Here is a 25,406-nt window from a genome sequence, read left to right as displayed (position 1 = left end):
GAGCTGGGCTCGAATTCCTTAGGCTGGAAATATGATCCAGGCAGAGCAGTTGACGAAGAAATACGGTGGAAAAACCGTGGTCGATAATGCGTCGTTCACGGTCCAAGAAGGCATGGTGACTGGGTTCCTCGGCCCCAATGGTGCCGGCAAGTCCACCACCATGCGCATGATCGTGGGATTGGCCAAACCTACCAGCGGTGAAGTGCTGGTCAACGGGCACGATTTCAAAAAATCACGTCACCCGTTGACCGAAGTCGGCACCCTGCTGGAAGCTAAGTCGGTGCACAAATCCCTGACTCCGCTGGCGCATTTGCGTGCCATGGCGGCTACCGCGGGGATCCCGAAGTCCCGAGTGCACGAAGTGCTCGATCTGACTGGCTTGTCTAGCGTGCAGCGCAAGAAGGTCGGCGGCTTTTCGCTGGGCATGGGGCAGCGGCTGGGCATTGCCACGGCCCTGCTTGGAGATCCGCAGGTGCTGATCCTCGATGAGCCGGTCAACGGCCTGGATCCCGAAGGCGTGGCTTGGGTCCGCAACCTGGCCCGCCAGCAGGCGGCCGATGGCAAAACCGTTTTCATCTCCTCCCACCTGATGAGTGAAATGGCCCAGACGGCGGATCACCTGATCGTGATTGGCCGTGGCCGCATCATGGCCGATGCGCCGATCACTGAATTCATCGACAACGGTCTTGACCAGACCATTGTGCGTTCAGCCGACATTGAGATCTTGATGAATGCGTTGAATGGTGAAGGTATTCAGCTACGCCGGATTGATGAGCATGGCCTGGAAGTTACCGGCCCCGATTCAGAAACCATTGGCCGCCGTGCCTTGGAATACGGGGTGGTGCTCAGCGAATTGCGTCCGCTGCAACGCACCTTGGAAGACGCCTACATGGAATTGACCCGCGATGCCGTCGAATACCACTCGAACACAGTTGCCGAGACTGGCGGCGGGAAGTAAGGACATGTCTAACCATCTAGCAACCGCACCACATGGCAAGGTCACCCTCTTCGGCGTGCTGCGCAGTGAGTCCATCCGTTTCTTCTCCCTGAACTCCACCCGCATCCTGGTTCTCTTGGCCATCGTGTTCTATGTGGGCATTGCAGCCGTGGCCACTTGGGGCATTGGTTCGCTCAGTGCCAGCATGGGCGACACGGATCAGATGCCGGGCATGGAAGGCCTATCGGCCCCGGGATTCGCCGCTGAGCTCATCGGCTCGGGCCTGGTCTTCAGCCAGCTGATCCTTGGCGTGCTTGGTGTCCTGCTCTTCAGCGGTGAATTCACCACCGGTTCAGCGGTAAGCACGTTCCTGGCCAGCCCGCGGCGACTGCGTGTCCTGGCCGCCAAGGGCATCTTGATCATCCTGCTTACTGCCGTCGTCCAGATCATCAGCTCGCTCTTGGCCTTCGCGATCAGCAAGCCGATTGCCGAGAACTACCAGATGAATCTGGAATTCAGCAGCGACGCCTTCCAACGGGTGCTCTGGTACGGGACGCTGGCGGTGACCATGGCGGCGTTGATCGGTTTGGCGTTGGGGATGCTGCTGCGCAACTCGGCCGGCGGCATCACCAGCCTCGCTGCCCTGTTCTTCGTGCTGCCGATCATCCTTTCCATCCTGACCGCCTTGACCGACTGGGCGCAGAACATCGCGAAGTTCACCCCTGACCAGCTGGGCATGGGGTTGGCAACGCCCGCAAGTGTTGTCACCGACTTGGAGACCTGGCAGCAACTGCTGGGCGTGGCGGGTTGGATCGTGCTTCCACTGGTGTTGGGTGCAATCCTGCTGACCAAGCGGGACATCAAGTAGCGCAGGGATTGATCGAGAAAACTAGACTGGAAACATGAGCCAACCGACGCTGCAGGAAACTGTGGTTTCCTTCGATGAACTGGCCGCCAAGCGCATGGGCCGGATACGCCGTTATTTGCGTACCCACCCGCGTTTGGTGGTCATCGGTGCGGTAGTCATCTATCTGCTGCTCACACTGCCCGGTGTCCTGGTCATGGCAGCGATGCCAGAAGCAAACGCCACCGGCCTGCTGGTCGTCACCCTCGCCGTCAGCGCTGCCTTGTTGTACCGGCGCCGGGCACCGATGACGGTGATCATCCTGGTGTTCATTTTCGAATGCCTGGCCCTGGTGATTGCTGGTCCGCAAGGTGGACTGGGCGGGGTAGGCATGATTATCGCCCTGTACACGGTCGCCACCAGCTATTCGGCCAAACGCACCATCCCGCTGGCCATCCTGGCCGGCAGCTTCCAGACGGTCCTGATGGTGCTGATGGGCTTCCCCGACATGGCCGGAATGGAATTCGACCCGCAAGATGGAATCGACGAAACCATCTTCACGCGCGTCATCATCGCCGTCTCGGGCAGCTTCGTCATCGGTTTCTACATTGCCGCAGCCGCGGTGGGCATGAATGTGCGCAACGCGCGCATCCACGAAGCTGAACTGAACCACTGGGCCTCGCAGGTCTCCGGACTGGCCCAGGTGCAAGAGCGCAACCGCATCGCCCGCGAAATGCACGACGTTGTCGCCCATTCGCTTTCGGTGATGATTGCCCTGTCAGAGGGGGCACGAGTGGTGGCCAAGCGCGATCAGGTCCGTGCCGACGAAGTGCTCAATGAGCTCTCTGGAACCGGTCGCGCCGCCCTGGCGGATATGCGCCGCATGCTGGGCGTGCTTCGCCAAGAAGAATCCGGAGAGCTGGCCCCGCAGCCTACCGGCGGGAACGTGGAGCAATTGCTCGAAGGATTCCGTACCGCAGGTCTGCCGGTCTCATTTACCCATACGGGCGATCCTCTGCCGGAGGACACCACCTTCCAGCTGACCGTCTTCCGTATCATTCAAGAGTCCCTGACTAATTCCTTGCGCTATGCCCGTAACGTAAGTGATGTGCAGGTTCGCCTGGAACGGCGCCGCGAAGAACTGCGCATGGAAATCATGGACAACGGAGATGCAACGAGAGTTCCGAGTATCGGCAGCGGACGCGGTCTGCGCGGCATGCGCGAACGAGCCGCGCTCTTTGGCGGAACGGTTGATGCCGGACCGGTAGCCAGTGGCGGATGGATTGTGAAAGCGGTCCTCAAGCTACCCGAATGCAGCTTGCAGAACGAAAACCAGAAGGCAGTGAAGGAATAAGCGTGGAAGACAAAATCAAGGTACTGCTGGTCGATGACCAGCCCCTCTTACGCATGGGATTCCGCCTCATCCTCGAAGGTGAAGACGACATCGTCATCGCCGGCGAAGCTGTCGATGGACTCGATGCCCTTGCCCAGACGGCCGCACTGAAACCCGATGTGGTCCTGATGGATGTGCGCATGCCCAAGATGGACGGCTTGGAAGCGACCGAACGCATCGCCAAGGACCATCCGGAAACCAAGATCATTATCCTGACGACCTTTGACCTGGACGAGTACGCCTTCTCAGGGCTGCAGGCAGGAGCCAGTGCGTTCCTGCTCAAGGACGTGGCCCCGGAAGAACTGGTCCAAGCGGTGCGCCTGGTAGCTTCCGGCGACGCTGTGGTGGCACCCCGGGTGACTGCCCGCCTGCTGGAAACCTATGTGCGCAACGCTGGCGCCGGGAACCGGAACCAGCCGGCCGAAACTCCGCATGACCCGCTGCTCGATGATCTCACCCCGCGTGAGCAGGAAGTGCTGCGTGCGCTTTCCGAGGGACTATCCAACGCCGAGATTGCACACCGTTTCTTCCTTTCCGAAGCAACGGTGAAAACCCACGTGCGGCGCATCCTGACCAAATTGCATCTGCGCGACCGCGTTCAAGCGGTGGTGTACGCCTACGAGACCGGGCTGGTCATTCCATCCCAAGGCCTGGACTACTAGGCATCGCTGAGGCAGCAAAATGGCCGCCGGGTGAAACCCCATGGGGTTCCGCCCGGCGGCCATGGAGCTTTCTAGCGCTTATTGGCCTTGCGCTGCTTCTTCGCCGTAGAGCGCAGCTGTATCACGCGGGCCACCCCGGCGATCGCGACCACTAGGGCGCCACCAATAGCGGCAAAGAACAATGCCAGCCCGAGGTTGACCTGTCCCTGATACGCGAAGTAGTTCAGGGTCACCTGCTCCTGGTTCTGGGCAATGAAGATGATCAGCAGGATCAGCACGAGCAAGCCGAAGATCGTAGCGGTCCAGATACGACCCAACTTGGTCGCTGGGAGCTTATCTGCACCGGCAGGTTTGGCCCGTTGGACCTTGGAATCCATCGGTACGGTGGTCTCCACTTCGACCTCGCGTGATTCTGCTGGAATGTTCTCTTGCTCTGGTGTTCGATCAGCCGTAGCCATGATGAACTCGCTTTCCTTGTCTCCGGGACTGCTTTCAGCTTCGTCGAGAGCGAGGTGCCAAGTCAAGACCCGGATAGGGGTGTCTGCCAGGTTGCCAGGGCGGAGGCAGGCTCAGCAGGACATCAGCAAATGTGGTTCAGGCTACTAAGCTGGGAGGCAACTCGACTTTTCAGGCGGGAACCAAAACCTGAAGAACCGTCTGACAAACATCTCTTGACAGAAAGAAGTGAGTAACCAGCCATGGCACAAGCCGCAGCAATGGCCCACATTGCAGATCTGGCCGAATACGTCGCAACCTCGCCATCGAGCTACCACGCCGCGGCCTCGGCCGCGCAGCGCTTGGACGCTGTTGGATTCACCGGTCTGGACGAAAAGCAGGCTTGGAACCTGGTCCCGGGTTCCTACTACGTGGTCCGCGACGGTGCGATCATCGCTTGGGTGCAGCCAGAAGCTGCCACTGCGACCAGCGGATTCCATATCCTCGGCGCCCACACCGACTCGCCGGGCTTCAAGCTCAAGCCGAAGCCAACCACCGGTTCCAACGGCTGGTGGCAGGCAGGGGTCGAAGTCTACGGCGGACCGCTGCTGAACTCCTGGCTGGACCGCGAACTGGTGCTCGCCGGCCGATTGGTACTCAAGGACGGTTCCGAGCACCTGGCGAAGACCGAACCAATCCTGCGCATCCCGCAACTAGCGATCCATCTGGACCGCCAGGTCAATGAGGGCCTGACCCTGGACAAGCAGACCCACACCAATCCAATCTTTGGCGCCGGCGATCTGGCGGATGCCGACATCCTGGCGATCCTGGCGAAGTCTGCAGGTGTCGACCCGGCCCAGGTAGCCGGCTACGACATCCTGACCGCGCCCGCGCAGCGCGGCGAGGTCTTTGGCGAGGGCAAGAACTTCTTCGCCAGCGCCCGGCTGGATAACCTCACCTCGGTGCACGCAGGCCTGATTGCGCTGACGGGCCATTCCCGCAAGCCAGCAGGCAACCGCATTGCCATGCTTGCTGCCTTCGACCACGAAGAACTGGGTTCCTCCTCGCGCTCGGGCGCTTGCGGCCCATTCCTGGAAGAGCTGATCAACCGCATCCAGGCATCCATGGATGCTTCAGTTGAAGACACCGCTCGCGCCCTGTCGAATTCTGTATGCCTGTCTGCCGATGCTGGCCACGCGGTTCACCCGAACTACCCAGAGCGCCACGACCCAGCCAACCGTCCGCAGCTGAATGCCGGCCCGCTGCTGAAGATCAATGCGAACCAGCGTTATGCCACCGATGCGGTGGGTGCTGCCGCATTCGCCAACTGGTGCGAGTCGGCGGGAGTTCCCTACCAGGAGTTCGTGTCCAATAACCGCGTACCGTGCGGATCCACCATTGGACCATTGACCGCGACCCGACTGGGCATTCGCACCCTGGATGTGGGAGTCGCGCTGCTGTCCATGCACTCGGCCCGCGAGATGTGCGGCGTTGACGACCCTTGGTATCTGTCCAAGGTCTCTCGCGAGTTCTTCGGAGCCTAGCAAGTCCAACCTGAAAAGCCGGCCTGCGGGCTGGCTTTTCGCCTCCCCGGGGGATCTTCGCCCGATGTGCCTAATCGATGGCATAATCGGCACCATGACGATCCTCAACCAGAACACGTTGATCTTCCAGCAGACGAAGAACATCTCGAAGAACGACTTCGCGATTCTTGATTCTTCCGGGATGCAGATTGCCCACGTGGATACCGGCGGAAGCGCGCTGGGCCGCATGTTCGTTGGGGCTCGCGAACTCACGGTCTTCGATGGACCAGGCAATCCGGTTGTCATCGTCAAGGACACGATGACCATGGGCCGCGATCGTTTTGAAATCCTTGATGGCAACGCTGCCCCGCTGGCCAGCCTGGTCAAGAGGATCACCTTCTTCAAAACAAGGGTCTCCATCTCGATGCTGGGCGAAGAGCTCGAATTACTGGGCAGCATCTGGGACTTCGACTTCCAGATCACCGGTCCCGGCGGGGTTCTGGGAACCGTGACCCGAGAATGGTCCGGGATGGGCAACGCATTGCTCGGCAAGTCAACCTATGCCCTGCGCTTGGCGGAAAACCTCAACGCACAGCAACGCCAGGCAGTGATCGGCTCGGTGCTGGCACTGGATTTGATCCGTGAAAAGCAACAGCGCAATTCTTAACGGAGCTGAGGTAGTCGCCGCCAGGAATACTTCTTCGTCGCAGGCCAGCCTTGGTTCTTGGCCGCTGTCGTGTTGCAGTCGGGTAACTGTCACGTCGATGTCGTGGTGCTTTCGGGGCGCCATTGGCTAGCGTAAGTGGCATGAATGAATCACGGATTGCAGAGCTTCGCCGTGCCAAGGGCTGGACGCAAGAACGTCTAGCCGCCGAAAGCGGCATCACTGTCAGAACGGTCCAACGGCTCGAAGCCGGAAATGATGCGAGCTTGGAGACTATCTCACTGGTCGCCAAGGCCTTGGAGGTGCCGGTTGGAGACCTGTTCAAAAGCGTCCAGACTCCGAAGTTCTCCGAGGCCGTGGATGGGCTTGAAGCGCGGGCCCAAGCAGATCAAGATCGTCGGGATTCGGCAACCAAGGGGATCCTGGCCGTGTTCCGCGGGCTGGGCATCCTGGTCACTTTCGGCACGGTCATCTTGGCTACCACCGGCAACTTTGGGTGGTACATCTGGTTGCTGATCCCGGTGTACTGGGGCGTCGGGCAGCTGCTGCTTGAGGCTGCTTTCCGTCTGAGCCTGGATGCCAAACTCGACGCCAAATACCCGCTGTCCACGGCAAATCGGAAACTGCTGGGCTAGGTCCATGCTGCGAAGCGCAAACCCAGGCACCGCCCATGAGGTTCCCACGGGTCGTTAGACCGACTGTTGCCCATTGATAACCTGCTGTTTACCCCCTGCTGGTCTGATCAATGACTATGAGTTCGAATTCCCTGCAGGTCAAGAATTTCCGCCCGGAGATCCAAGCGCTCCGCGCCTTGGCGGTTCTGCTGGTCGTCGCCTATCATCTTGAGCCATCCGCAGTTCCAGGCGGTTATATCGGGGTTGACATCTTCTTCGTCATCTCGGGCTTCCTGATTACCTCGCACCTGCTGCGTGAAGCCGAACGCACCGGCCGGGTCAGCCTCGCAGCCTTCTTTGCCGGCCGAGCGCGAAGAATCCTCCCGGCTGCCATGCTGGTGATCCTGGTAGTTGTCGTGGCAAGCCTGCTGATCTTTCCCAAAACCCAGTGGGGTGCCTTGGGCACCCAGGCCATCGCCTCTGCCTTCTCGGTGCAGAACTGGGTTCTCGCCGCCGACTCCGTCGACTACCTCGCTTCGGATCAAGCACCCGGGCCGTTGCAGCACTTCTGGTCCCTGGGCGTGGAGGAGCAGTTCTACCTTTTCTGGCCGTTGCTGGTTTTGGCCGTGTGCCTGTTGGCCAAACCGAATGCGGACGCTAGCAGTGGCGATGGATTTGCCCCGCGGCGCCGCATGCTCTGGATCATTTTCTCAGCCACCGCACTTTTGTCGCTGGGATACTCGGCCTATGCCGGTTACTCAGGCAATAGCGCCGGATACTTCATCACCACCACCCGCATTTGGGAACTGGCCGTCGGCGGACTGCTGGCCTTGGCAGTCCAGGCGCACGCCAACGGCGCCTTGAAGCTTCCACCGTGGGCAACCAGCTGGCAGTTCAGAAATCTTGCCGTACTCGTGGCTTTGGCGGCGATCTGCTTCGCGGCATTCAGCTACAACGCCACAACAGTCTTCCCGGGGATTGCGGCGGCCCTCCCGGTTCTTGGCTGCGCCGTGGTGATTGCCGCAGGCAGTACGCGAGGACCTGGTTCCCTGCACCCGCTGGTGAACTGGGCTCCCGTTCAATGGGTCGGCCTCGCCTCGTATTCGCTATATCTGTGGCACTGGCCGCTGATCGTATTCTTCATCGAACTGGCCGGGGGCAACCCGGACCCATTGCAGTCGCTGGCCTTGCTGGCCGGGTCCCTGCTCTTGGCTTGGGCCAGCTTGAAGTGGGTCGAAACTCCCATGCGCCACTTCCGCCCCATAGCCGGTTCTCCTGCCCGCTCCTTGATTGCAGGGGCGGCGATGGTCGGGCTGGCCGCGTCCATCGCGCTATTGCCAGGTGCCATGCAGCAGCATCTTGTGGGCCAGGAGCAGCGTGAGCTGGGCGCGATGATGCAAAACCCGCCAGCTGGTTTTGGCGCGGCCTCCGTGGGCCAGGGCGCACCTGCGTACCTTTCCGGCCATCGCCAGGTCGTCCCGCTTCCTGCGACGGCCGCCGAGGACCAGCCCGAACTGGGAGATTGCGTCCAGGAACCGAAATCCACGCAGATCAAGGAATGCGAATTCGGCAGCGAGGACGCCAGCTACACCGTGGCCCTGGTGGGTGATTCCCATGCAGCCCACTGGTTCGAGGCCGTCAGCCGATACGCCCAAAGCAAGGGCTGGAAAGTGGTGACCTATCTGAAGAATTCCTGCCCGTTCTCCGAGGCCCAGCGCAAGGCGGATCGGGATGGCAGCATCAACTGCGAAGAAGCCATCGACCAGACCATGGAAGCTCTGGCTGCGCGCGATGACATCAACGCGGTGATCACCTCGAGTTGGGGAGGAGCCACCTTTACCACTGACGCGGCACAGGGGCTGGCTTCGACGTGGTCCACCCTTGAAGACGCGGGCCTGCCGGTCTACGCCATTGTGGACACCCCGCGGCCGCCGCAGGATTCCTATGCGCGCGACTGCGTGGAAGAAAACGTGCAGAACCCGGATAAGTGCGCCTTCCCGGAAAAGGGAGCCTATGAAGTGGGCGATGCCACCAAGCAGGCCGCCGAACTGGAGCCGCGCGTCGAAGTGCTCGACTTCAGCGATTACTTCTGCATGGATGGAACCTGCCCGGCAGTGGTGGGGAATGTCTTGGTCTACCGGGACAAGCACCACATCAGCGATACCTACATGCGCACCTTGGCCCCGATCTTTGGCGAAAGGATCGAGGTTGCCTTGGATTCCGAGTAGCCCAGCATGATTTAGGACACCAAGGCTTATGCAAGTTCGGGTCTCTCGGGTAGGATTGGAAGGTCTGTGCCACTGCATGCCCGAAAGTTGGGCGTCTGGTGCACAGATAACGCAAGAACCTCCTGTTGCGGAAATACCGCGACCGTTTAGCCCAAAGGAGGTGGGTTCACATGCGTGCTTATGAACTTATGGTCCTCATTGATCCAGAGGTCGATGACCGCACCGTAGAGCCAACCATCGAGAAGTACCTCGAGGTTGTCCGCTCCAACGGTGGCACTATCGAAAAGGTTGATGTCTGGGGTCGTCGCAAGATGTCCTACGAGATCAAGAAGAAGGCAGAAGCCACTTACGTAGTGGTGAACTACACCGCAGAGCCAGCAGCTTCCGCTGAGCTTGAGCGCCAGCTCAAGATCAACGAACTGATCCTGCGCCACAAGGTCACCCGTCCGGAAGAGGCACGCGTTTAATTACGCGCAACCTTCCGTCGTAGGAATTAACGTTCAATCTTTTTAAGGAGAGTCAATGGCAGGCGAGACTGTTATTACCGTTATCGGAAACCTGACTGCCGATCCGGAGCTGCGTTTTACGCCGTCCGGTTCAGCCGTAGCGAACTTTACGATCGCTTCGACTCCTCGCACCTTTGACCGCCAGTCCAATGAGTGGAAGGACGGGGAAGCCCTGTTCTTGCGCGCATCGGTGTGGCGCGAAGCTGCAGAGAACGTTGCTGAAACGCTGACCAAGGGCATGCGTGTCATCGCCCAGGGCCGGTTGCGTTCACGTTCTTACGACACCAAGGAAGGCGAACGTCGCACCGTCATGGAGCTTGAAGTCGATGAAATCGGCCCATCGCTCCGTTTCGCGTCCGCCAAGGTCACCCGTACCCAGCGCTCCGGCGGTGGCAACGGTGGCTTCGGCAACGGTGGTGGAGGTTTCTCCAACGCACCGCAGCAAAGTGCACCAGCTCAGGCGCCGCGTCAGCAGCAGCCTCAGCAGGGTGGCGGATGGAATGCTCCAGCCGCAGACCCATGGAGCACCGGCGGAAACAACGGTGGCGGCTGGGGCAACCCGGGCGCAGACGAACCGCCTTTCTAAACAATATTTATTCACCATCCCGCAGATCACTCTGCGGGCTCCAAAGCTAAGGAGCTCCACGATGGCTAAGGCTGAAATCCGTAAGCCCAAACCAAAGTCCAACCCATTGAAGGCCGCTGACATCACTGTCATCGACTACAAGGACACCGCACTGCTGCGCAAGTTCATCTCCGACCGCGGTAAGATCCGCGCTCGTCGTGTAACTGGCGTTTCCGTTCAGGAACAGCGCAAGATCGCACAGGCAATCAAGAACGCACGTGAAGTAGCCCTGTTGCCTTACTCCGGCGCTGGCCGCGGCTAAGGAAGAGGGATAGCAAAATGGCAAAGATCATTCTGACTCACGAAGTATCCGGTCTCGGTGCTGCTGGCGATATTGTCGAGGTAAAGAACGGCTACGCCCGTAACTACCTGCTGCCACGCGGCTTCGCAATCGTCTGGACCCAGGGCGGTGAGAAGCAGGTGGAGTCGATCAAGGCTGCACGTGCTGCTCGCGCCGTTGCAAACCTTGAGGATGCTCAGGCACTTGCAGCTAAGCTGAAGTCCCAGCCGGTGAAGATCACCATGAAGGCTGGCTCGAACGGTCGCCTGTTCGGCACCGTTAAGACCACCGAAATTGCTGCTGCCGTAGAGGCTGCCGGTCTGGGTAAGATCGACAAGCGCAACATCGAGGTCAACGACCAGATCAAGTCGACTGGCAACTACACCGCAACCGTTCGCGTTCACGCTGACGTTCTTGCAAACCTGCGCCTGCAGGTTGTAGCTGCTGCCAAGAAGTAAGTCTTCTAGACTCAGCTTCTGTCCAAGAGGTGGCGTGCACTCCGCAAGGAGAGCACGCCACCTCTTGGCGTTAACCCGCCGTCCAGTCTGCTAGCGCCTTGGGTTCAGCCGTTGCTTGAGGTGCGTCCGCTGGACGCCGGGATTAACGGCTGATGGCCACGATGCATTGGCATCGCAGCCACCGATCGGGATTACAGTTTCTCAGTGCGCCATCCGGGATCCGCCAGTTTCATGGCGCATCTGAATGGCAGGGGCAAGCGCGAGCAGGCCGGCAACGACGCCGACGCCACCGCAGATCCACGACATCCAGGCGATACCAGCGGAATCCGTATACGATCCCATCCATGGCGAGGCGAATAGCAAGGCGCTGGCGATGGTCAGTGCCCATTCCATTGAAACCAGGCGTGGCATCATGACGCTCCAGACGCCGGTGATCACCATGAGCAGGCCGAAGGCCACCATCAGCATCATCGAAGTGCTGGTTCCATCGAGCCACGTGGTTGAAACTGCGGCCGCAATACCTGCCGCGACGCCGACCCAGTCTTGCCACCGAGTCCATTTCTTCATTGCAAATACCTCCAACATTCATCGCAGAGGGCTCCTAAGCGGGAGTCGATTTAAAGGTAGGCTCGCGATTGCCGATGCGCAATCCACTTTTGGGAGCATTTTGGTAAATCCTTGGCCCCCATGGCGCCATTTCCCGCCGGCCGCTGGCCGATGCCTTCCTGTTCCAGGATTCGTACCGCCTATGGCGCTTCGGGTCGCTCGTACTGTGGAGCCACCGCGGGTTTGCGCATAATTCACCAGATCGTCTCGCGCAAGGCGCGTCTTAATCGTTGGCGTTGGCTTCGCAGGATCGTAGCGTCGAAGATGAGTACGTCCAAAGCCAGCACGATCGAGAGAAACGGTGGAACAAATGGGTTTTGCGTATGCGGATCCTGAAGTATTGACCGAGGCGCAACGCGAAGCTGTGGCAGAGCATCAGCGCCGTGTCCAAAGCGACTCCCGGCGCCTGTCGTTGCGTGCGCTGCGCGAAGAAGCGGAGCTGAGCCAGGTAGAACTTGCCACCGTGCTGAAGCTGAGCGTAGACCGCATTGCCCGCATGGAGACCGGCGACCTGGACCGCGTCCAGCTGGCCACTTTGCGCCGCTACGCCGAAGCCATGGGTGCCCGCCTGCAAGTAAAGGCGATCCGCGAGGACATGCACGCCGAACTTGGCTAGCGATTCAAGCCCCCGGCAATCACTGCCAAGCCGCCATTCCTTTCCGACCGGTCAACGCAAATAGCGCGCACCTCGTCGATAAATATGCCACCCATCGCTCAGACGCGCCCAGCGAGGTCTGACTCACTGCGCCGACCAGCTAAAGTATTCCGGTGAGATGCGGGTTATAGACCTGTGTCACAAGGAAGTTCTGAAGGGGTTATTTTGCACGAACGTATTCACCACCGGGCCTTTGCTGATCGCTTGATGAGCGCCGAGCAGGCTGCAGAGTTCATCAAGCCGGGCATGACCGTAGCCATGAGCGGCTTTACCGGTGCAGGATACCCGAAGGCCGTGCCCGGGGCACTGGCTGCGCAGATGGAGCGCCAGCACGCTGCAGGCAAGGACTTCAAGATCAACGTGCTTACCGGCGCTTCCACCGCCCCTGAGCTTGATGGCGTGCTGGCCAAGGCCGAGGGCATGAACCTGCGCCTGCCATACATGTCCGACCCTGAGCTGCGCCGCCGCATCAATGACGGCAACATGGAATACATGGACATCCACCTGTCCCACGTTGCCCAGCACGCCTGGTTCGGCTTCTACGGCAAGATCGATCTGGCCATCGTCGAGGTTGTCGGCGTCACCGCCGAGGGCGATTTGATCCCTTCCAGCTCGGTGGGCAACAACAAGACCTGGCTGGAGATGGCCGACAAGATCATCATCGAGGTCAACGCCCAGCAATCCGCGGCCATGGAAGGCATGCACGATGTCTACTACGGCACCGCACTGCCTCCGCACCGCAAGCCAATCGACCTGAGAACCGTGCGTGACCGCATCGGCCAGCAGTACATGGACGTCGACGTCAACAAGATCGTCGCCGTCGTGGAAACCGACGCGCCAGACCGCCTGAGCCCCTTCGCCCCGGTGGACGAGACCAGCGAGAAGATCGCCGATCACCTGCTGACCTTCCTGGATTCCGAGATCCGTGCCGGACGCCTGTCCGAGAAGCTGCTCCCGCTGCAGTCGGGCGTGGGCAATATCGCCAACGCAGTGCTCGCTGGCCTAGCCCGTGGCGGCTACAAGGGCCTGACCGCCTATACCGAGGTCATCCAGGACGGAATGCTGGAGCTGATCAAGGACGGGACCATCGAGTTCGCCTCTGCCACCAGCTTCTCGCTGTCTTCGGAGGGCATCGAGGAATTCAACCGCAACGTCGACCACTACCGCGAGCGCATCCTGCTGCGCGCCCAGGAAATCTCGAACCATCCGGAGATCATCCGCCGGCTGGGCTGCATTGCGCTGAACGGCATGATCGAAGCCGACATCTACGGCAACGTGAATTCCACCAACGTGCTGGGATCGCACGTGATGAACGGCATCGGCGGCTCGGGCGACTTCGCCCGCAACGGCTACCTGTCGGTGTTCATGTCCCCATCGACCGCCAAGGGCGGCAAGATCTCGGGCATCGTTCCTTTTGCTTCGCATGTGGACCACACCGAGCACGACACCATGATCCTGATTACCGAACAGGGCCTGGCCGACCTGCGCGGCCACTCGCCAAAGCAGCGTGCGCAGCTGGTCATCGATAACTGCGCCCACCCGGAGTACCGCCCGATGCTGCAGGACTACTTCGACCGTGCGTGCAAGGAAAGCTACGGCAAGCACACCCCGCATCTGCTGGGCGAGGCCCTGTCCTGGCACCAGCGCTTCCAGGAGACCGGAGACATGCGCCCGGCCAGCTAGTCGCCGGCCAGACGGGGCGCGATGCGCAGGATGCGGTCATCGCCCGCCCCTGGCTGGCCGCGCCCGTCGGTATTGTTGGTCAGCACCATCAGTGCGCCGTCAGGATCCACTAGCACGTCGCGTAGCCGGCCGAGCCGGCCATCGAGCAGTTCATGCTCGGTGGCCGGCTCGTCCTGTTCCACCGCGCGCAGCACTTCTCCGCGCAGATTCGCCAGGTAGAGGGTGCCATCGAGGATCGCGATGCCGCTGGGGCTGGCTTCGGACGGGGACCACTGCGCAATCGGATCGGTGTACGACGGATTTCCGCCGCTTTTTCCCTCGGCTTCGGGCCAGCCGTAGTTTCCCCCGGCTTCGATGATGTTCAGCTCGTCGAAGGTGTTCTGCCCGAACTCGCTGGCGAACATGGTGCCATCAGCACCCCACGCCAAGCCCTGCACATTGCGGTGCCCGTAGCTGTAGACGAGGGAATTCTCGAACGGGTTGTCGTCCGGGACGCTGCCGTCAGGTGCCATGCGCAGGATCTTTCCGCCCAGCTGCTGCAGGTCCTGGGCTTGCTGGGGATTGCCCGCATCGCCCACGGTGGCATAGAGCATCCCGTCCTGACCGATGGCCAACCGCCCGCCGTTGTGGATGCTGGCCGAGGGCAACCCGTCAATCAAGGTGCGCGGGGCCGACAGTGAAAGATTCCCGGCGCTGCCTTGCAACGTGAACCGCTGGATGCGGTTGCCGAATTCCGCGGTGGAATACGCATAGAGCCGGTCCGGTGCGAGGAAGGCCAGGCCCAGCAATCCGCCTTCTCCCGTCGCTACCAGATCATCGAGCCGGGCTAATTCGCGCAGTTCTCCGGACTCCAAAACCTCCACGATCCGCCCGGAATCACGTTCGCTGACCAGCAACCTGCCCTGCGCGTAGACCATGGACCAGGGGGCTTCGAGTCCGGTGGCCAGTGGTGCTGGAACAGCTTGCGATTCGGTAGCCGTGATTGGAGGCGGCGTTGTCGCGGAGCATCCGGCGAGGAACACTGCGCCGAGCACTAGGCAGGTACCCAGAATGCGCTTCATCGAGCTGCTATGCATGGGCTGGTTGATGGCGCGTCGGGCGATAAGTCAGTTCCTGGATCCGTCCGTCCAGCAGCTTGGACTCGACAAGTTCCAGATCGTAGTCATCGACCCCGCCAAGTACCGGGGCGGAACCGCTATGCCCGGTCAGTACCGGGAAGATGGTCACCTGGATGAAGTCCACAAGACCTGCCGCTAGCAGGGAATGGTTCATCGCCAAGCAGCCGTGGGAGCGCAGCGGCACATCTGAAGCTTCCTTGAGCTGTGCGACGACTTCCAGTGCATCAGCGCGCTCCAGCGTGGGGTTTGGCCAGGACAGCGGCTCTTCCAGTGTGGTGGAGATGACGGTGGCGGGCTTGTCGTGCAGGGCCACACCCCACGCGTCTTCAACCTCGGGATTCGCCTCGATTTCTGCCCAGAAGCGGCTGAACAGACGGAAGGTGTTGGCCCCGAAAACCATGCGGCAAGCCGGAGTGTAGAGCGCGAGGCGGTGGGCTAACAGCTCTGGCCCCTGTTTTCCCCAGTAGCCGCCCCAATCGCCGGCGGCGCTGCCGAAGCCATCGAGGCTGCTGAACACATCGAAGGTATAGGTCGCACTCATGGCGAATCTCCTGGAGCTTGAGCGTTAGATGCCCTCTACCGTACGCCCGTGCTCGCGGTGTGAAAACCAGCTAGGCCGGATTCTCAGGCAAATCCACATTCTGGGTGCGCAACTGGCCGCGGGATAGCTGCTTGCCGGTGGATTCATCGGTGATGATGACCTCCCAGAGCTGCTGGGTGCGCCCTTGGAATAGCGCGGTGGCGATTACCTGAACCCGTGCTCCGGTGGAAGGGCGCAGGAAGTCGGTGGCGTTGTGCACGCCCACGGCGAATTGCCCGCGTTCGGCCACCGCGTAGCTGGCGCCCACTGATCCTGCGCTCTCGATGATCGAGGTGTAAACGCCGCCATGCACCACGCCCCAAGGGGTGTGGTGGTTCTCGTCCAGCTGCGCGTGGCCGCGTACTTCCGTGGCCGTGATTTCGTCGAATTCCAGTCCGATGCTTTCGGTGAAGCGGCTGGTCTTGTTGGGAATCCGCGGTGCAGTGTTTTCCAATTGGTGATCCTCAGGCTAGTTCGGTGTGCTGGCTTCGAGCGCCTGGGCGCGCAGGACATTCTTCTGCACCTTACCAGTGGAGGTGCGCGGCAGATCCTGCGGGAAGACGATGGTGCGCGGCACCTTGAAACCGGCAAGCTTTTCGCGGGCGAATTCAATCAGCGTTTGCGCGTCCAGGGAGGATCCGCTGGCGCGGATGACATATGCCACCGGACGCTCGCCCCATTTCTCGTCCGCGATGCCGATGACGGCCAGGTCCAGCACCTCTGGGTGCGAGGCGAGGGCTTGCTCCACCTCGATGGTGGAGATGTTCTCGCCGCCGGAAATGATGATGTCCTTGGCCCGGTCGCGCACCTGGATGTAGCCATCCGGGTGCATGACACCCAGATCGCCGGTGTGGAACCAGCCGCCATGGAAAGCTTGGGTAGTGGCCGCTTCATCGCGGTAGTAGCCGATCATGACGTTATTGCCGCGCAGCACGATTTCGCCCATGGTCTGTCCATCCGCCGGGACATCGTTCATGTTCTCGTCAACAATGCGTGCGGACTCGGCGGTAATCATGCCAACGCCTTGGCGGGCGAGCTTCGCGGCCCGGTCCGGGCCATCGAGGGCATCCCACTCATCCTGGTACTCGCACACCGTGTACGGTCCGTATACCTCGGTGAGGCCATATACATGGACTACCTCGATGCCCAGCTTCTGCAGCTTGGAGATGATTGCCGGGGACGGGGGAGCTCCTGCGGTGGTGATGCGCAGTGGCGCATCGAGCTGGTGGGCGCGGGTGGAGTCGGCGATGATGGAGCAGACGGTCGGAGCGCCGCACAAGTGGGTGGTTCCAAGATCCTCGATGGCATCCCAAACGGAATCTTCGCGCACGCCGCGCAGGCACAGGTGCGTTCCTCCCGCTGCGGTGACGGCCCATGGAGTGCACCAGCCGTTGCAGTGGAACATCGGCAGGGTCCACAAGTAGCGGGTCTTGGCGGTGAAGCCCTGGTGGTGCGCTTCGCCCAACGAGTTCAGGTAGCTGCCGCGGTGCGAGTAGAGCACGCCCTTCGGCTTGCCGGTGGTGCCCGACGTGTAATTGAGAGTGATCGGAGCCCGCTCATCGGCGATGGCGTAGGGAAGTCTTTCATCCGAGGCTTGTGCGATTAGCTCGTCCAAGGTGGCGTCCACGGGCACGTCCGGACGTTCTCCGGCGTACTGGTCATCGGCGATCTCGATGAGCGCCTCCAGCGTTGGGTTCTCGCGGCGCAGGGTCTTCGTGTTCTCCAACAGCTCTGTGTCGGCAAGCATCAGCTTGGCAGCAGAATGATCAATGATGTATTGCAGCTCGTGGGCCGAGAGTCGGGTGTTCAGGGCAACGAGGACTGCGCCTGCCAGCGGTACGGCGTAATGCGCCATGAGCATTTCGGGAGTATTCGGTGCCAGCACGGCCACGCGGTCGCCCGGCTCAATGCGAGCCTTCAGCGCCTGGGCAAAGCGGTGCACCCGTGCTTCGAATTCTTCATAGGAGAAGCTGCGAGTTCCATGGATGACGGCGGTCTTCTTCGGATAGGCCTCGGCTGTGCGTTCCAAGAAACGCAGTGGGGTCAATTCTGAATGGTTTGCCTGAATCTCTACCATGGTGTGGCTATTCCTCAATCGTCATCGATGGTTACGGAGAACAATAAGCAGGAGTGTGACTCAATGCACTCCATGACCAATAGTGGCATGAACCTCAGCGTCATGCCGGGAAACCAAGTTTCATTACGGTGGGCGGTAGGGAATTCGCGCCAGGGCCCCGAGCCCAGGGGAGGAGTTAGTGTTCTGCCGAATCAAGAGCGGCGGAAGCCTGCTGCGATCATGGGGGCCGAGGGGTTCAAGAAGCGCGGCGTATGGCGAATAAAAGACTGCCCAAGGACTTCTGGCGGGGCCTTGGATCGAATATTGCGTCGAATATTGCGATTTGCGAAGTGAAATGTTTGACGGCTGTTCGTCATGAGCCATATCGTTTTAAACAGAATCAAGAGCATCAGCTATAAGCCCTGGCTTGCTGATCGGCAACCCTCTCAACGGTAGTGGGGTGCTCCAGGTGAGGATTCGGTTCCACACAAAATGTGCTGGAACAAGTACCGCACACGGCGCGGAACTTCAGCCCAAGCGGCTTCGAGTAACGAGAAGCCAATGCTTGCAGGCTACTGCGCGGTGGGCAAGACCCAAAGGAATCGAGCCATGTCATTGAATCTTGAACTTGACCCGTTGACCCTGCGCAAGGTTTTCGCTCAGCATCCATCAGGGGTAGCCGCCCTCTGTGCAGAACTGGATGGCGTGAAGACCGGAATTGTCGCTTCATCGTTTACCGTGGGAGTTTCCCTTGAACCTGCACTGGTGATGTTCGCCGTGCAGAAGTCCTCGAACACTTGGCCAAAGCTGCGCGAAGCTGGCCGCATTGGCGTCTCAGTGCTGAGCGAACGCAATGATGGTGTCTGCGCTCAGATTGCGTCGAAAAATGGCGACCGGTTCCGCGGAATCGATACCTATTCCTCGGATCAGGGCGCGCTCTTCGTCAACGACTCCACGTTGTGGCTGGAGACTTCGATCTACAACGAGGTCGAAGCGGGGGATCACTGGGTAGTCCTGATGGAAGTCCACGGGCACCGCACCTCCGAGCACTCGCCACAGATCTTCCATGATTCGCGGTTCCATTCGCTGCCGATTCCTGAGCTCGTATAAGCGCTTCGCATCTTCCAAAGCTCCGGCCAGATCAAATCATCGATCTGGCCGGAGCTTTTTGAATTCCGGTTAGGCGGGTTGAGCCGTTCCCCGCAGCCCTCGACACCGGCAATGCCCGTTCTCTCTCGCCACCCTGAAGACGTGGCAAGATGGCTGGCAATCTCATGGCCTGCCATCTTGGGCCAGCTGCCCCAGGCATTTGGCGATAACCTCGTCATCAAAGTATCTGTCGCGAGAAACCTTGAACTCGCCATATCCGCCACCCGCCTGGGCTGTCGAACAGAACCGCGCAGGTAGCTCATGGATCCTCGCTGCACGCTGGACCGGCCTCGGTTCGTAAGCAAATCAATAACGTGGCCACGGCCGCGGTTGATGAAGCCCTAACTGAGGAGCTCTTGGAATCCCTCAGGCAGCGAGCTGTCCAGGCGGCCGTGGCCGCCGTGACCGAACAGGTGGAGGCCAACGAGGCAGCCGAAGAAGCCCAAGACGACGAGGGCGAGGCTGAACCGGAGGAAACCCTTTACTACGGTTCCGTTGATGAGTTTGTCCGTGAGTACCTGCGCAATGTCTATCGCCGGGCGATCAACGGCCGGTCGCGGGTCTGGGCTGCCCGGTGGTGGGAATATGACGAGGCAGTGATCCGTCTGGAAGCGCTGTGGCGTTCCTGGGAACATCTGCGCATGGACCCCAGCACCGGCATGAGCGTGTGGTGGCGTGACCACGCGGACCACCATATGGCGGTCTTGCTGGACCCGGATGGGCCGTTTTCCTCGGCAGCGGACACCGACGAAAACAAGTCCAAAAAAGGGCAGCCGTTGCCTTATGCAGCGCCGCCGGAGGGCTTGTTCCCTGACCAACGTCAAATCCACCTTCCAGTTGTTGAACCTCCAAAAAAATATTTATTCTAGTGGGTAAGTTTCTTTGATATAGTAACTACGACTGATCAGAGACGGATCTTGTAGTCGATCTTGACTTCGGTCGTGCAAAGCTCCTGCGCATCAATTTTCAGCGCCAAATCTCATTTGGCGAATGGAACTTGGAAGTTAGGAGCAATAACTCAGGGCATGTGAAAATGCGATTCTTCGTGTTTCCACAGGGCCTCAATCAAAAGGAAAAATATGTCAAGCGTTACCTCAGAAAAGAGCACGGTCCAAGCGATCTCGGCAGGAAAAGGGATCATCGTACTTGCGGCAGTCACGGCGTCACTCACCATCCTTCTGGTAGCATCCGCTGTAATGCCAGAGGCACTAGTTGCCTTCTTTGGCTTTACCACGGCCAATGCAACGGCAGCGGCAACAGCAATTCTCGCTGGCATGGATGTTGCGACCGCGGTCTCGCTCTTCGGTGGTGCCACTGTTATCGGTGGTGCTGCCTTGGCTATGCTCCGCCGCGCTATTGGCAAGAAGGCTCTGGTTAAGTAGAAACGATGGGCGGACCGACAAGCTGTCGGTCCGCCTTCGAACCTATGACACATTATTTAAAGGGTCTTTTTGCAAGGCAGCGCTTAGCATTATGCATTGGAGCGTTGCTGTGGCTGGGCGCCGTAGCAGCCGGTATTGCAACGGTACCTCTTGAACAAGAGAGTCATTCAGGTTTGGTTCCGGCATCACCTTCATGGGCCCTATGGTGGAGCATATTATCGAACAATGCAATCATTGCTCTGCTGGCCTTTGCAGGAATTTTGACCTTCGGCATCATCACGGTGTTGTATGCCCTTGCGTCGGGCTTGCTTTTTGGCCATTTTCTGGCACAGGCAGTCAACCTCGCTGGCTTGCTCGGCGTTATTCGAGGGGTTGGACCACACGGGATAGTTGAATTTCCGGCCATTATTATCGCGATTTCAGCAGGGATCTCGCCTCTGGCTTATTTTCTACGGACTGCTCTCGGAGGCAGAAAAGAACCTAGAGAAAACCTGTTTCAGGCCGCACAGGGCGTAATCCTTGATGCGGTCTCCCTACTTTGCATCTCCCTCCTCATGATCGTTATAGCCGCAACTATAGAAACTTGGGTTACTCTCCTATGACACAGAACGACCTTTCCAGCAAAACCTCACTTCTCAACAGCAGGTTTGCTTGGCCTTTGACTATGCTTCTGATCGGGGTCAGTGTTTTCATGCTGATGGGCAGGTTCGTCGGGGTCTACGAACATGAAGTGTCGCTGAAGCTACCTGAAGCACAGCCTGCTGAAATTCGACTTGGGGCCGTCACCGCACTTATCACCAGCGCCCTGCTAAACTCCGTAATCCTTGTTTTACTAACTGCATTTGCCGGTTTCCTCACAGCTCGACTCAATGCGCGTCTTGACGGCGCTGAAACAACCCGCACAACCCGCCGCTCCATTTCGGTAATGGTTGGTCTGTATGTAGCTTTCAGAAGTCTCGGATGGTACCTAGCCTCAGTCTTCGGAGTCGTCGTGCCGACGATAATGGATTCATTCTTTGAGGCTGATATCTCGGTGCTGGTGGTCTATTTTGGTGGAGTTCTGCTACTGGCGCGCGAAGGCGGATCGAGAAAATCAGTGTTCATCGTACCCCTGGTTCCAACCGCCTTGTTTGCGATCGCTTTTTCCGTACTATAAAAATAATAAATCATCTGAACAAAAACCATTAGGGTTTTAAATATGAATAACGTAATCAAAAAAAATAGAACTCGTAATATTTTTTACGGAGCGCTGATAGCACTTTTCCTAACTGCATGGGGACGAGCCGCAATATATTATACAAACCGTGAAGCTATCCAAGAAATGTCGCGATTGAGTCCAGTTGTTGCAAATAATAACCGCGACTTCGTTATCTCTATTCAGGACCCTGCCAACATTGCTTGGATCGCAGCTCCAGTCATTGTTACAGTATTGGCCCTGGTGCCGCTGTTCCTTGGAATTGGGCATCTAGTGCTCATTGGAATTAACGGAGTTATTGGCGCCGTCCTCTTCGCTATCGGAGTTTTCTTTCCAACAACGATCTCGTCGAAAATTCTGGCTGCACTATTCCTGGTTGCACTGATAACCGTCGTTTATCTCGTGGTAGCCAAAGCGGATAAAATCATTAGCTCGGGAAATGCCCAGCGAAGTTCCGAGTAGGAAACAACGAGAACCGACTATGCGTCGCATCAGAAAATTCCCAATAATTGCCGCAGTGCTGGTCTCTGATCGGCGACGGCAACTTAATATGTTGAATGGACGTTCACTTCCATTCCGGGTTCAGATCGCGGGCGTTGTGCTCATCATCCTCTGTATCGTTCTTGCCGGAGCAGTCGTTTTCACTGTTTCCACTCAAGTTGGTAGATTTGCCCCTTTAAACAGCACCACACAGCCCACGTTTCTTCTCATATCGTGGTTCGTGTGGGTGATTCTTCTTGTCGCGCTTGCTGGGAGTATAGATCCAGAATCAGCAAGAGCAGTTAATGAACCAACTGATGCGGCAGTGCTGAGTTCCTTCGAAGTTCTACGCCGACATTTGATATGGTCCCGCCTCTTGATCCCCATGATGGCCAGAGTGCTGGGGATGAGCTTATTCTCCTGCTTAGCCTTTGGCCCGTGGTTGGCATCTTCCAACGCAGGGGTTGAAATGCTCCCTATTGTTTTTGCAGTGCTATTGAGCACCATAGTAGGCGGAAATTGTATTGGAATGGCAGCAACTTTGTTGTTGACTCGATGGGGCAAGGCGTCAACCATTTCGGTCAGACACATAATAATGACGCCCATTCTGGCAATGCTTCTTGGTACTTGGCTTGGACCCAGCGTCAGACAATTCTCGGAGACCAGAAACATAGTCGAATCAGGCTACACCGTATTGGCTGAAATCATCGCGTCATCCCGACCAGACTGGTGGGAAGATCTTTTCCAGACTTCGCCAGTTGCTGTAACAACATACTGCATTGTTCTAACCGGCCTTTCGATCCTTCTTCTTGGCGGTGTGGCGCTGTCGCTGCTCAAAGGCCCTGAGTCTCAAGCTGGATTTAAAGTAGATGATGACCAACGAGCCTCATCTCACGTTTCCCTTGCGATGTCCAAAATGTTCAAAAACATTGCTCTGCGTCGGTCCATGGCATTCCGAGTGCTTGCCAGCGTCATTACCAAGGACGTATTAGCTTGTTTCCGCCAAGATCGGCTCGCGCTCAGAAAGGCCTATCTGACCTTTCTCGGAGGCCTGGCACTCTTGGGGTCCGGCATCGGGGCTTATCTGTCCCTTGATGGCAGGGCTGTTCTGGATGCTCCACTGATTCTGAGTGGCACTCTTATAACGGCATTCATGGTCCTCGCGGCCGATGGATCCGTGCAGATTTCAAGTATCGAGGCTGAACGAAACAATTGGCAGATGCTGTGTTTGATGCCACTGACAACACGCCATCTGCGGGCTACGAAAATCTGCTCCTTTGCAATGGTTACAATCATTATTTCAATGCCGGGAGTGGTCGGAATTGTCTTACTCACATCAGGCCAGACAAGTCAGATGTGGATTCTTTTGGCAATCTCTACTTCCATCAGTCTTTTAGCAGGGCTCAGTTCGGTTTTGACGCAGGTTCTGTCCCCCCTCACCGAAGCCAACTCCATGCGCGTTATTGAACGATCACCCGTGGCGGATCTAGTACAACCAATACTTATTTCTTCTGGTGCTGCCGTAGTAATTTCGTGTGTCGCACTTATGCCGTCACCAGCACTACAGGGACTCGTTGGCTTGGTTCCTCTGGCTTTGACTGTGGTCTTTGTAGTAACACTATTTTTCAAAAACAATAGGGAAGATGTCAAAGTGTATGTTTAGCCTAAAAAACATCAGCGTCCGTTACGGTGAAAATCTTGCCATAGATGACGTGACGGCAGCGTTCGAACCGGGTGATTTTATCGGTATTTTTGGGCATAATGGATCTGGGAAAAGCACCTTACTCAAAGTTATCTCCGGACTTGAGAGGTCCACCTCTGGAAGCATTCTTGTGAATCAACAGGAAATGTCTCAAAATATTCTGAAAAGCCATGCCGTCTTTATTCAAGACAGCCCCGCCCTATACGATTATCTAAGCATCAGGGAGAACGTAGGGTTTGCTTGTTCAATTTGGGGTGAGGATGTATCAGAAACACTAAATAGACTTCTCTTATTCGGTGTGCAGAGCGATTTTGAAACGTTGGTAAAAAACCTTTCTTTGGGCACCAGAAAAAAGATGGGTTACGTGCTATCGACTTTAAAAAAAGGTCCTCTTTTCATACTCGATGAACCCTTTAACGGTTTGGATGCAGAAACCGTTAAGCTGGTTGCCCGCGATCTGCGTCTGGCTAAGGAACGGGGAAGAACTGTCGTGATGACCGCCCATGACCCAAGTCCGATCCTCGACTTGCTGGATCGGCAAATTGTCTTGGAATCCGGGCGGGTACTGGATGACGTTCCGAGACCTTTCAATGGGCCGCTGTCTACTGCAGAATTCCAGGCAAAATGATCACCGCATCAGGTTTGACAAAAAGTTTCGGTGGGAAAAATGTCGTTCGGGAAGTTGACCTAAATGTAGATTCGGGTCAGGTACTAGGATTCATTGGACCCAACGGTTCCGGAAAGACAACAACTCTTCGCATGTTGGTAGGACTTTGCCGGCCGGATGCCGGCTCTGCTCTACTCAACGGTGTGCCGGTGCCACGGATGACTTCGCCCCTTAAAAGTGTAGGTGTCCTCATCGATGCCGCTGCACCTTTCCCGGGCAGGACCGCGTTCGAGCATCTATATGCGTCTGCCTTGGCATCTGGGCTTCGACGCTCTAGGGTCTTGGCTGTGCTTGAAGAAGTCGGCCTGCTGGCAGCCAGAAATACTAAAATTAAACATCTTTCCTTGGGAATGCGGCAAAGGCTGTCCTTGGGTGTGGCTTTCGTGGCGTCCCCGCGTATTTTGATCCTCGATGAGCCGCTTAATGGGCTGGATCCTGAGGGCATCAGATGGTTTAGGGATCTCGTGAATCAATGGAGGAGCGAGGGGCGGACGGTACTCATTTCGAGCCATTTGATGAGTGAACTTTCGCCCATAGTAGATAAGGTCGCTGTCATCAAAGACGGTGCAATTGTTTTCCAGGGCTCCGTCAAGTCTTTGAACAGAGTCGCCGGCGAGCCAGGTTTCATATTACGTTCCGAGGAATCAAAGAGGTTGAGGACAATGTTGGACGGCCTAAACATTGGATGGAAGGAGCTGGAAAGTGAGACTACTCTGATACAGATGGTGGACATAAAACAGGTCGCGCGGTTAGCTGCGGAGGCATCCATCCCAATGTATGAAATCTGCTGGACCGAGCCCTCTCTTGAGCAGGCCTATTTCTCTTTAACCACGGGCATGCACAATGCATCCGTCTAAGCTAAACATCGGGGCCGAGCCGACTTATCCAAAGCCTACTACCAGGCAAGCGGCCAAGAAGAATCGGCCGCGGACCGACTGGTCGATAGCTGATTCAAGAAACCTTT

Annotated in this window: 29 protein-coding genes and 1 riboswitch; of the genes, 23 read left to right on the top strand and 6 right to left on the bottom strand. The window is 58.1% G+C overall.

The genetic code is table 11. The features are described from left to right. Positions 1 to 31: 31 nt before the first annotated feature. The 4 genes from M2368_RS14305 to M2368_RS14290 are packed head-to-tail and all read left to right on the top strand — an operon-like array spanning position 32 to position 3,836. Positions 32 to 958 (top strand): ABC transporter ATP-binding protein, encoded by a 927-nt coding sequence (locus tag M2368_RS14305; protein ID WP_105656597.1) that lies wholly within the window; start codon positions 32 to 34, stop codon positions 956 to 958. Between the two features lie 4 nt (positions 959 to 962). Further along, positions 963 to 1,805 carry an ABC transporter permease gene (locus M2368_RS14300; protein WP_332502719.1) on the top strand — a complete coding sequence of 281 codons (843 nt, stop codon included), beginning with the start codon at positions 963 to 965 and terminating at the stop codon, positions 1,803 to 1,805. 34 nt (positions 1,806 to 1,839) lie between these two features. Beyond that, positions 1,840 to 3,135, top strand: a complete 1,296-nt coding sequence (locus M2368_RS14295; RefSeq protein ID WP_105656595.1) for a sensor histidine kinase — start codon at positions 1,840 to 1,842, stop codon at positions 3,133 to 3,135. Continuing rightward, positions 3,093 to 3,836, top strand: coding sequence for a response regulator (locus M2368_RS14290; protein WP_105656594.1), 744 nt, complete (start codon positions 3,093 to 3,095; stop codon positions 3,834 to 3,836). The genes M2368_RS14295 and M2368_RS14290 overlap by 43 nt, the downstream gene beginning before the upstream one ends. A 71-nt stretch (positions 3,837 to 3,907) precedes the next feature. Here the strand turns inward: M2368_RS14290 and M2368_RS14285 are convergent, their stop codons facing one another. Next, entirely contained in the window at positions 3,908 to 4,294 is a 387-nt protein-coding gene (locus M2368_RS14285; RefSeq protein ID WP_133833776.1) for a LapA family protein, read from the bottom strand. 240 nt (positions 4,295 to 4,534) lie between these two features. Between M2368_RS14285 and M2368_RS14280 the strand changes: the two genes are divergently transcribed. The 8 genes from M2368_RS14280 to rplI all read left to right on the top strand — a co-directional run bounded on the left by M2368_RS14280 (position 4,535) and on the right by rplI (position 11,169). Further along, positions 4,535 to 5,815, top strand: coding sequence for a M18 family aminopeptidase (locus tag M2368_RS14280; RefSeq protein ID WP_105656592.1), 1,281 nt, complete (start codon positions 4,535 to 4,537; stop codon positions 5,813 to 5,815). A gap of 94 nt (positions 5,816 to 5,909) precedes the next feature. After that, positions 5,910 to 6,461 carry an LURP-one-related/scramblase family protein gene (locus M2368_RS14275; protein WP_166650745.1) on the top strand — a complete coding sequence of 184 codons (552 nt, stop codon included), beginning with the start codon at positions 5,910 to 5,912 and terminating at the stop codon, positions 6,459 to 6,461. A 140-nt stretch (positions 6,462 to 6,601) separates the two neighbouring features. Continuing rightward, positions 6,602 to 7,093 (top strand): helix-turn-helix domain-containing protein, encoded by a 492-nt coding sequence (locus M2368_RS14270; protein ID WP_105656590.1) that lies wholly within the window; start codon positions 6,602 to 6,604, stop codon positions 7,091 to 7,093. Positions 7,094 to 7,209: 116 nt separating this feature from the next. Next, on the top strand, positions 7,210 to 9,300 hold the full coding sequence (locus tag M2368_RS14265) for an acyltransferase family protein (RefSeq protein WP_402741404.1): 2,091 nt from the start codon (positions 7,210 to 7,212) through the stop codon (positions 9,298 to 9,300). A 170-nt stretch (positions 9,301 to 9,470) separates the two neighbouring features. Continuing rightward, a complete protein-coding gene (rpsF, locus tag M2368_RS14260; protein ID WP_060703203.1) occupies positions 9,471 to 9,767 on the top strand; it encodes a 30S ribosomal protein S6 in 297 nt (98 codons plus the stop codon). Positions 9,768 to 9,822: 55 nt separating this feature from the next. Next, on the top strand, positions 9,823 to 10,392 hold the full coding sequence (locus M2368_RS14255; RefSeq protein ID WP_013350684.1) for a single-stranded DNA-binding protein: 570 nt from the start codon (positions 9,823 to 9,825) through the stop codon (positions 10,390 to 10,392). A 61-nt stretch (positions 10,393 to 10,453) separates the two neighbouring features. Further along, complete coding sequence (gene rpsR / locus M2368_RS14250; RefSeq protein WP_013350683.1) at positions 10,454 to 10,693, top strand: 30S ribosomal protein S18; 240 nt, start codon at positions 10,454 to 10,456, stop codon at positions 10,691 to 10,693. A gap of 17 nt (positions 10,694 to 10,710) precedes the next feature. Then, complete coding sequence (gene rplI / locus M2368_RS14245) at positions 10,711 to 11,169, top strand: 50S ribosomal protein L9 (RefSeq protein ID WP_105656588.1); 459 nt, start codon at positions 10,711 to 10,713, stop codon at positions 11,167 to 11,169. 201 nt (positions 11,170 to 11,370) lie between these two features. On the opposite strand, the gene M2368_RS14240 is transcribed toward rplI, so the two are convergent. Beyond that, the gene (locus tag M2368_RS14240; protein WP_402697035.1) at positions 11,371 to 11,736 is read right to left on the bottom strand and encodes an SPW repeat domain-containing protein; all 366 of its coding nucleotides are present in this window, start codon (positions 11,734 to 11,736) and stop codon (positions 11,371 to 11,373) included. 349 nt (positions 11,737 to 12,085) lie between these two features. On the opposite strand from M2368_RS14240, the gene M2368_RS14235 reads away from it, so the two are divergent. Continuing rightward, the gene (locus tag M2368_RS14235) at positions 12,086 to 12,391 is read left to right on the top strand and encodes a helix-turn-helix domain-containing protein (RefSeq protein ID WP_402697037.1); all 306 of its coding nucleotides are present in this window, start codon (positions 12,086 to 12,088) and stop codon (positions 12,389 to 12,391) included. A gap of 204 nt (positions 12,392 to 12,595) precedes the next feature. Beyond that, a complete protein-coding gene (gene scpC / locus M2368_RS14230) occupies positions 12,596 to 14,113 on the top strand; it encodes a succinyl-CoA:acetate CoA-transferase ScpC (protein WP_402697039.1) in 1,518 nt (505 codons plus the stop codon). On the opposite strand, the gene M2368_RS14225 is transcribed toward scpC, so the two are convergent. The 4 genes from M2368_RS14225 to M2368_RS14210 form a co-directional block, all read right to left on the bottom strand. After that, positions 14,110 to 15,174, bottom strand: coding sequence for a PQQ-dependent sugar dehydrogenase (locus M2368_RS14225; RefSeq protein ID WP_498724613.1), 1,065 nt, complete (start codon positions 15,172 to 15,174; stop codon positions 14,110 to 14,112). The genes scpC and M2368_RS14225 overlap by 4 nt on opposite strands. Positions 15,175 to 15,181: 7 nt before the next feature. Continuing rightward, positions 15,182 to 15,772 (bottom strand): dihydrofolate reductase family protein, encoded by a 591-nt coding sequence (locus M2368_RS14220; protein ID WP_105656584.1) that lies wholly within the window; start codon positions 15,770 to 15,772, stop codon positions 15,182 to 15,184. 70 nt (positions 15,773 to 15,842) lie between these two features. After that, complete coding sequence (locus M2368_RS14215; RefSeq protein WP_105656583.1) at positions 15,843 to 16,265, bottom strand: PaaI family thioesterase; 423 nt, start codon at positions 16,263 to 16,265, stop codon at positions 15,843 to 15,845. Positions 16,266 to 16,280: 15 nt separating this feature from the next. Next, positions 16,281 to 17,888 carry a long-chain-fatty-acid--CoA ligase gene (locus M2368_RS14210; RefSeq protein ID WP_105656582.1) on the bottom strand — a complete coding sequence of 536 codons (1,608 nt, stop codon included), beginning with the start codon at positions 17,886 to 17,888 and terminating at the stop codon, positions 16,281 to 16,283. Positions 17,889 to 18,265: 377 nt separating this feature from the next. After that, positions 18,266 to 18,382: riboswitch (SAM riboswitch) on the top strand. 94 nt (positions 18,383 to 18,476) lie between these two features. Between M2368_RS14210 and M2368_RS14205 the strand changes: the two genes are divergently transcribed. The 9 genes from M2368_RS14205 (at position 18,477) to M2368_RS14165 (ending at position 25,299) form a co-directional block, all read left to right on the top strand. Next, complete coding sequence (locus M2368_RS14205) at positions 18,477 to 18,977, top strand: flavin reductase family protein (RefSeq protein ID WP_105656581.1); 501 nt, start codon at positions 18,477 to 18,479, stop codon at positions 18,975 to 18,977. A 431-nt stretch (positions 18,978 to 19,408) separates the two neighbouring features. Beyond that, the gene (locus M2368_RS14200) at positions 19,409 to 19,885 is read left to right on the top strand and encodes a DUF4913 domain-containing protein (RefSeq protein WP_105656634.1); all 477 of its coding nucleotides are present in this window, start codon (positions 19,409 to 19,411) and stop codon (positions 19,883 to 19,885) included. Positions 19,886 to 20,212: 327 nt separating this feature from the next. Then, entirely contained in the window at positions 20,213 to 20,398 is a 186-nt protein-coding gene (locus M2368_RS14195; RefSeq protein WP_498724612.1) for a hypothetical protein, read from the top strand. A gap of 44 nt (positions 20,399 to 20,442) precedes the next feature. Beyond that, positions 20,443 to 21,000, top strand: coding sequence for a stage II sporulation protein M (locus M2368_RS14190; RefSeq protein ID WP_181148789.1), 558 nt, complete (start codon positions 20,443 to 20,445; stop codon positions 20,998 to 21,000). Beyond that, a complete protein-coding gene (locus tag M2368_RS14185; RefSeq protein ID WP_332503204.1) occupies positions 20,997 to 21,554 on the top strand; it encodes a hypothetical protein in 558 nt (185 codons plus the stop codon). The genes M2368_RS14190 and M2368_RS14185 overlap by 4 nt, the downstream gene beginning before the upstream one ends. Positions 21,555 to 21,596: 42 nt before the next feature. After that, entirely contained in the window at positions 21,597 to 22,055 is a 459-nt protein-coding gene (locus M2368_RS14180) for a hypothetical protein (RefSeq protein ID WP_146112230.1), read from the top strand. Positions 22,056 to 22,110: 55 nt separating this feature from the next. Next, on the top strand, positions 22,111 to 23,736 hold the full coding sequence (locus tag M2368_RS14175; RefSeq protein ID WP_146112229.1) for a hypothetical protein: 1,626 nt from the start codon (positions 22,111 to 22,113) through the stop codon (positions 23,734 to 23,736). Next, positions 23,729 to 24,403, top strand: coding sequence for an ATP-binding cassette domain-containing protein (locus M2368_RS14170; RefSeq protein ID WP_181148788.1), 675 nt, complete (start codon positions 23,729 to 23,731; stop codon positions 24,401 to 24,403). Before M2368_RS14175 ends, M2368_RS14170 begins: the two co-directional genes overlap by 8 nt. Continuing rightward, positions 24,400 to 25,299, top strand: a complete 900-nt coding sequence (locus tag M2368_RS14165; protein ID WP_105656574.1) for an ABC transporter ATP-binding protein — start codon at positions 24,400 to 24,402, stop codon at positions 25,297 to 25,299. The genes M2368_RS14170 and M2368_RS14165 overlap by 4 nt, the downstream gene beginning before the upstream one ends. The last annotated feature ends 107 nt before the right edge of the window (positions 25,300 to 25,406 follow it).

Source organism: Arthrobacter sp. JUb119, assembly GCF_024807995.1.
Taxonomy (GTDB): Bacteria; Actinomycetota; Actinomycetes; order Actinomycetales; family Micrococcaceae; genus Glutamicibacter.
The sequence above is the reverse complement of the archived record's forward strand: the minus strand, read 5'-3'. Positions and strand labels throughout refer to the sequence as shown.

Excerpts from the sequence above, each read along its gene's own strand:
- M2368_RS14305 (WP_105656597.1), top strand. The coding sequence starts at position 32 with ATGATCCAGGCAGAGCAGTTGACGAAGAAATACGGTGGAAAAACCGTG.
- M2368_RS14300 (WP_332502719.1), top strand. The coding sequence starts at position 963 with ATGTCTAACCATCTAGCAACCGCACCACATGGCAAGGTCACCCTCTTC.
- M2368_RS14295 (WP_105656595.1), top strand. The coding sequence starts at position 1,840 with ATGAGCCAACCGACGCTGCAGGAAACTGTGGTTTCCTTCGATGAACTG.
- M2368_RS14290 (WP_105656594.1), top strand. The coding sequence starts at position 3,093 with ATGCAGCTTGCAGAACGAAAACCAGAAGGCAGTGAAGGAATAAGCGTG.
- M2368_RS14285 (WP_133833776.1), bottom strand. The coding sequence starts at position 4,294 with ATGGCTACGGCTGATCGAACACCAGAGCAAGAGAACATTCCAGCAGAA.
- M2368_RS14280 (WP_105656592.1), top strand. The coding sequence starts at position 4,535 with ATGGCACAAGCCGCAGCAATGGCCCACATTGCAGATCTGGCCGAATAC.
- M2368_RS14275 (WP_166650745.1), top strand. The coding sequence starts at position 5,910 with ATGACGATCCTCAACCAGAACACGTTGATCTTCCAGCAGACGAAGAAC.
- M2368_RS14270 (WP_105656590.1), top strand. The coding sequence starts at position 6,602 with ATGAATGAATCACGGATTGCAGAGCTTCGCCGTGCCAAGGGCTGGACG.
- M2368_RS14265 (WP_402741404.1), top strand. The coding sequence starts at position 7,210 with ATGAGTTCGAATTCCCTGCAGGTCAAGAATTTCCGCCCGGAGATCCAA.
- rpsF (WP_060703203.1), top strand. The coding sequence starts at position 9,471 with ATGCGTGCTTATGAACTTATGGTCCTCATTGATCCAGAGGTCGATGAC.
- M2368_RS14255 (WP_013350684.1), top strand. The coding sequence starts at position 9,823 with ATGGCAGGCGAGACTGTTATTACCGTTATCGGAAACCTGACTGCCGAT.
- rpsR (WP_013350683.1), top strand. The coding sequence starts at position 10,454 with ATGGCTAAGGCTGAAATCCGTAAGCCCAAACCAAAGTCCAACCCATTG.
- rplI (WP_105656588.1), top strand. The coding sequence starts at position 10,711 with ATGGCAAAGATCATTCTGACTCACGAAGTATCCGGTCTCGGTGCTGCT.
- M2368_RS14240 (WP_402697035.1), bottom strand. The coding sequence starts at position 11,736 with ATGAAGAAATGGACTCGGTGGCAAGACTGGGTCGGCGTCGCGGCAGGT.
- M2368_RS14235 (WP_402697037.1), top strand. The coding sequence starts at position 12,086 with ATGGGTTTTGCGTATGCGGATCCTGAAGTATTGACCGAGGCGCAACGC.
- M2368_RS14225 (WP_498724613.1), bottom strand. The coding sequence starts at position 15,174 with ATGAAGCGCATTCTGGGTACCTGCCTAGTGCTCGGCGCAGTGTTCCTC.
- M2368_RS14220 (WP_105656584.1), bottom strand. The coding sequence starts at position 15,772 with ATGAGTGCGACCTATACCTTCGATGTGTTCAGCAGCCTCGATGGCTTC.
- M2368_RS14210 (WP_105656582.1), bottom strand. The coding sequence starts at position 17,888 with ATGGTAGAGATTCAGGCAAACCATTCAGAATTGACCCCACTGCGTTTC.
- M2368_RS14205 (WP_105656581.1), top strand. The coding sequence starts at position 18,477 with ATGTCATTGAATCTTGAACTTGACCCGTTGACCCTGCGCAAGGTTTTC.
- M2368_RS14195 (WP_498724612.1), top strand. The coding sequence starts at position 20,213 with ATGCCAGAGGCACTAGTTGCCTTCTTTGGCTTTACCACGGCCAATGCA.
- M2368_RS14190 (WP_181148789.1), top strand. The coding sequence starts at position 20,443 with ATGACACATTATTTAAAGGGTCTTTTTGCAAGGCAGCGCTTAGCATTA.
- M2368_RS14185 (WP_332503204.1), top strand. The coding sequence starts at position 20,997 with ATGACACAGAACGACCTTTCCAGCAAAACCTCACTTCTCAACAGCAGG.
- M2368_RS14180 (WP_146112230.1), top strand. The coding sequence starts at position 21,597 with ATGAATAACGTAATCAAAAAAAATAGAACTCGTAATATTTTTTACGGA.
- M2368_RS14170 (WP_181148788.1), top strand. The coding sequence starts at position 23,729 with ATGTTTAGCCTAAAAAACATCAGCGTCCGTTACGGTGAAAATCTTGCC.
- M2368_RS14165 (WP_105656574.1), top strand. The coding sequence starts at position 24,400 with ATGATCACCGCATCAGGTTTGACAAAAAGTTTCGGTGGGAAAAATGTC.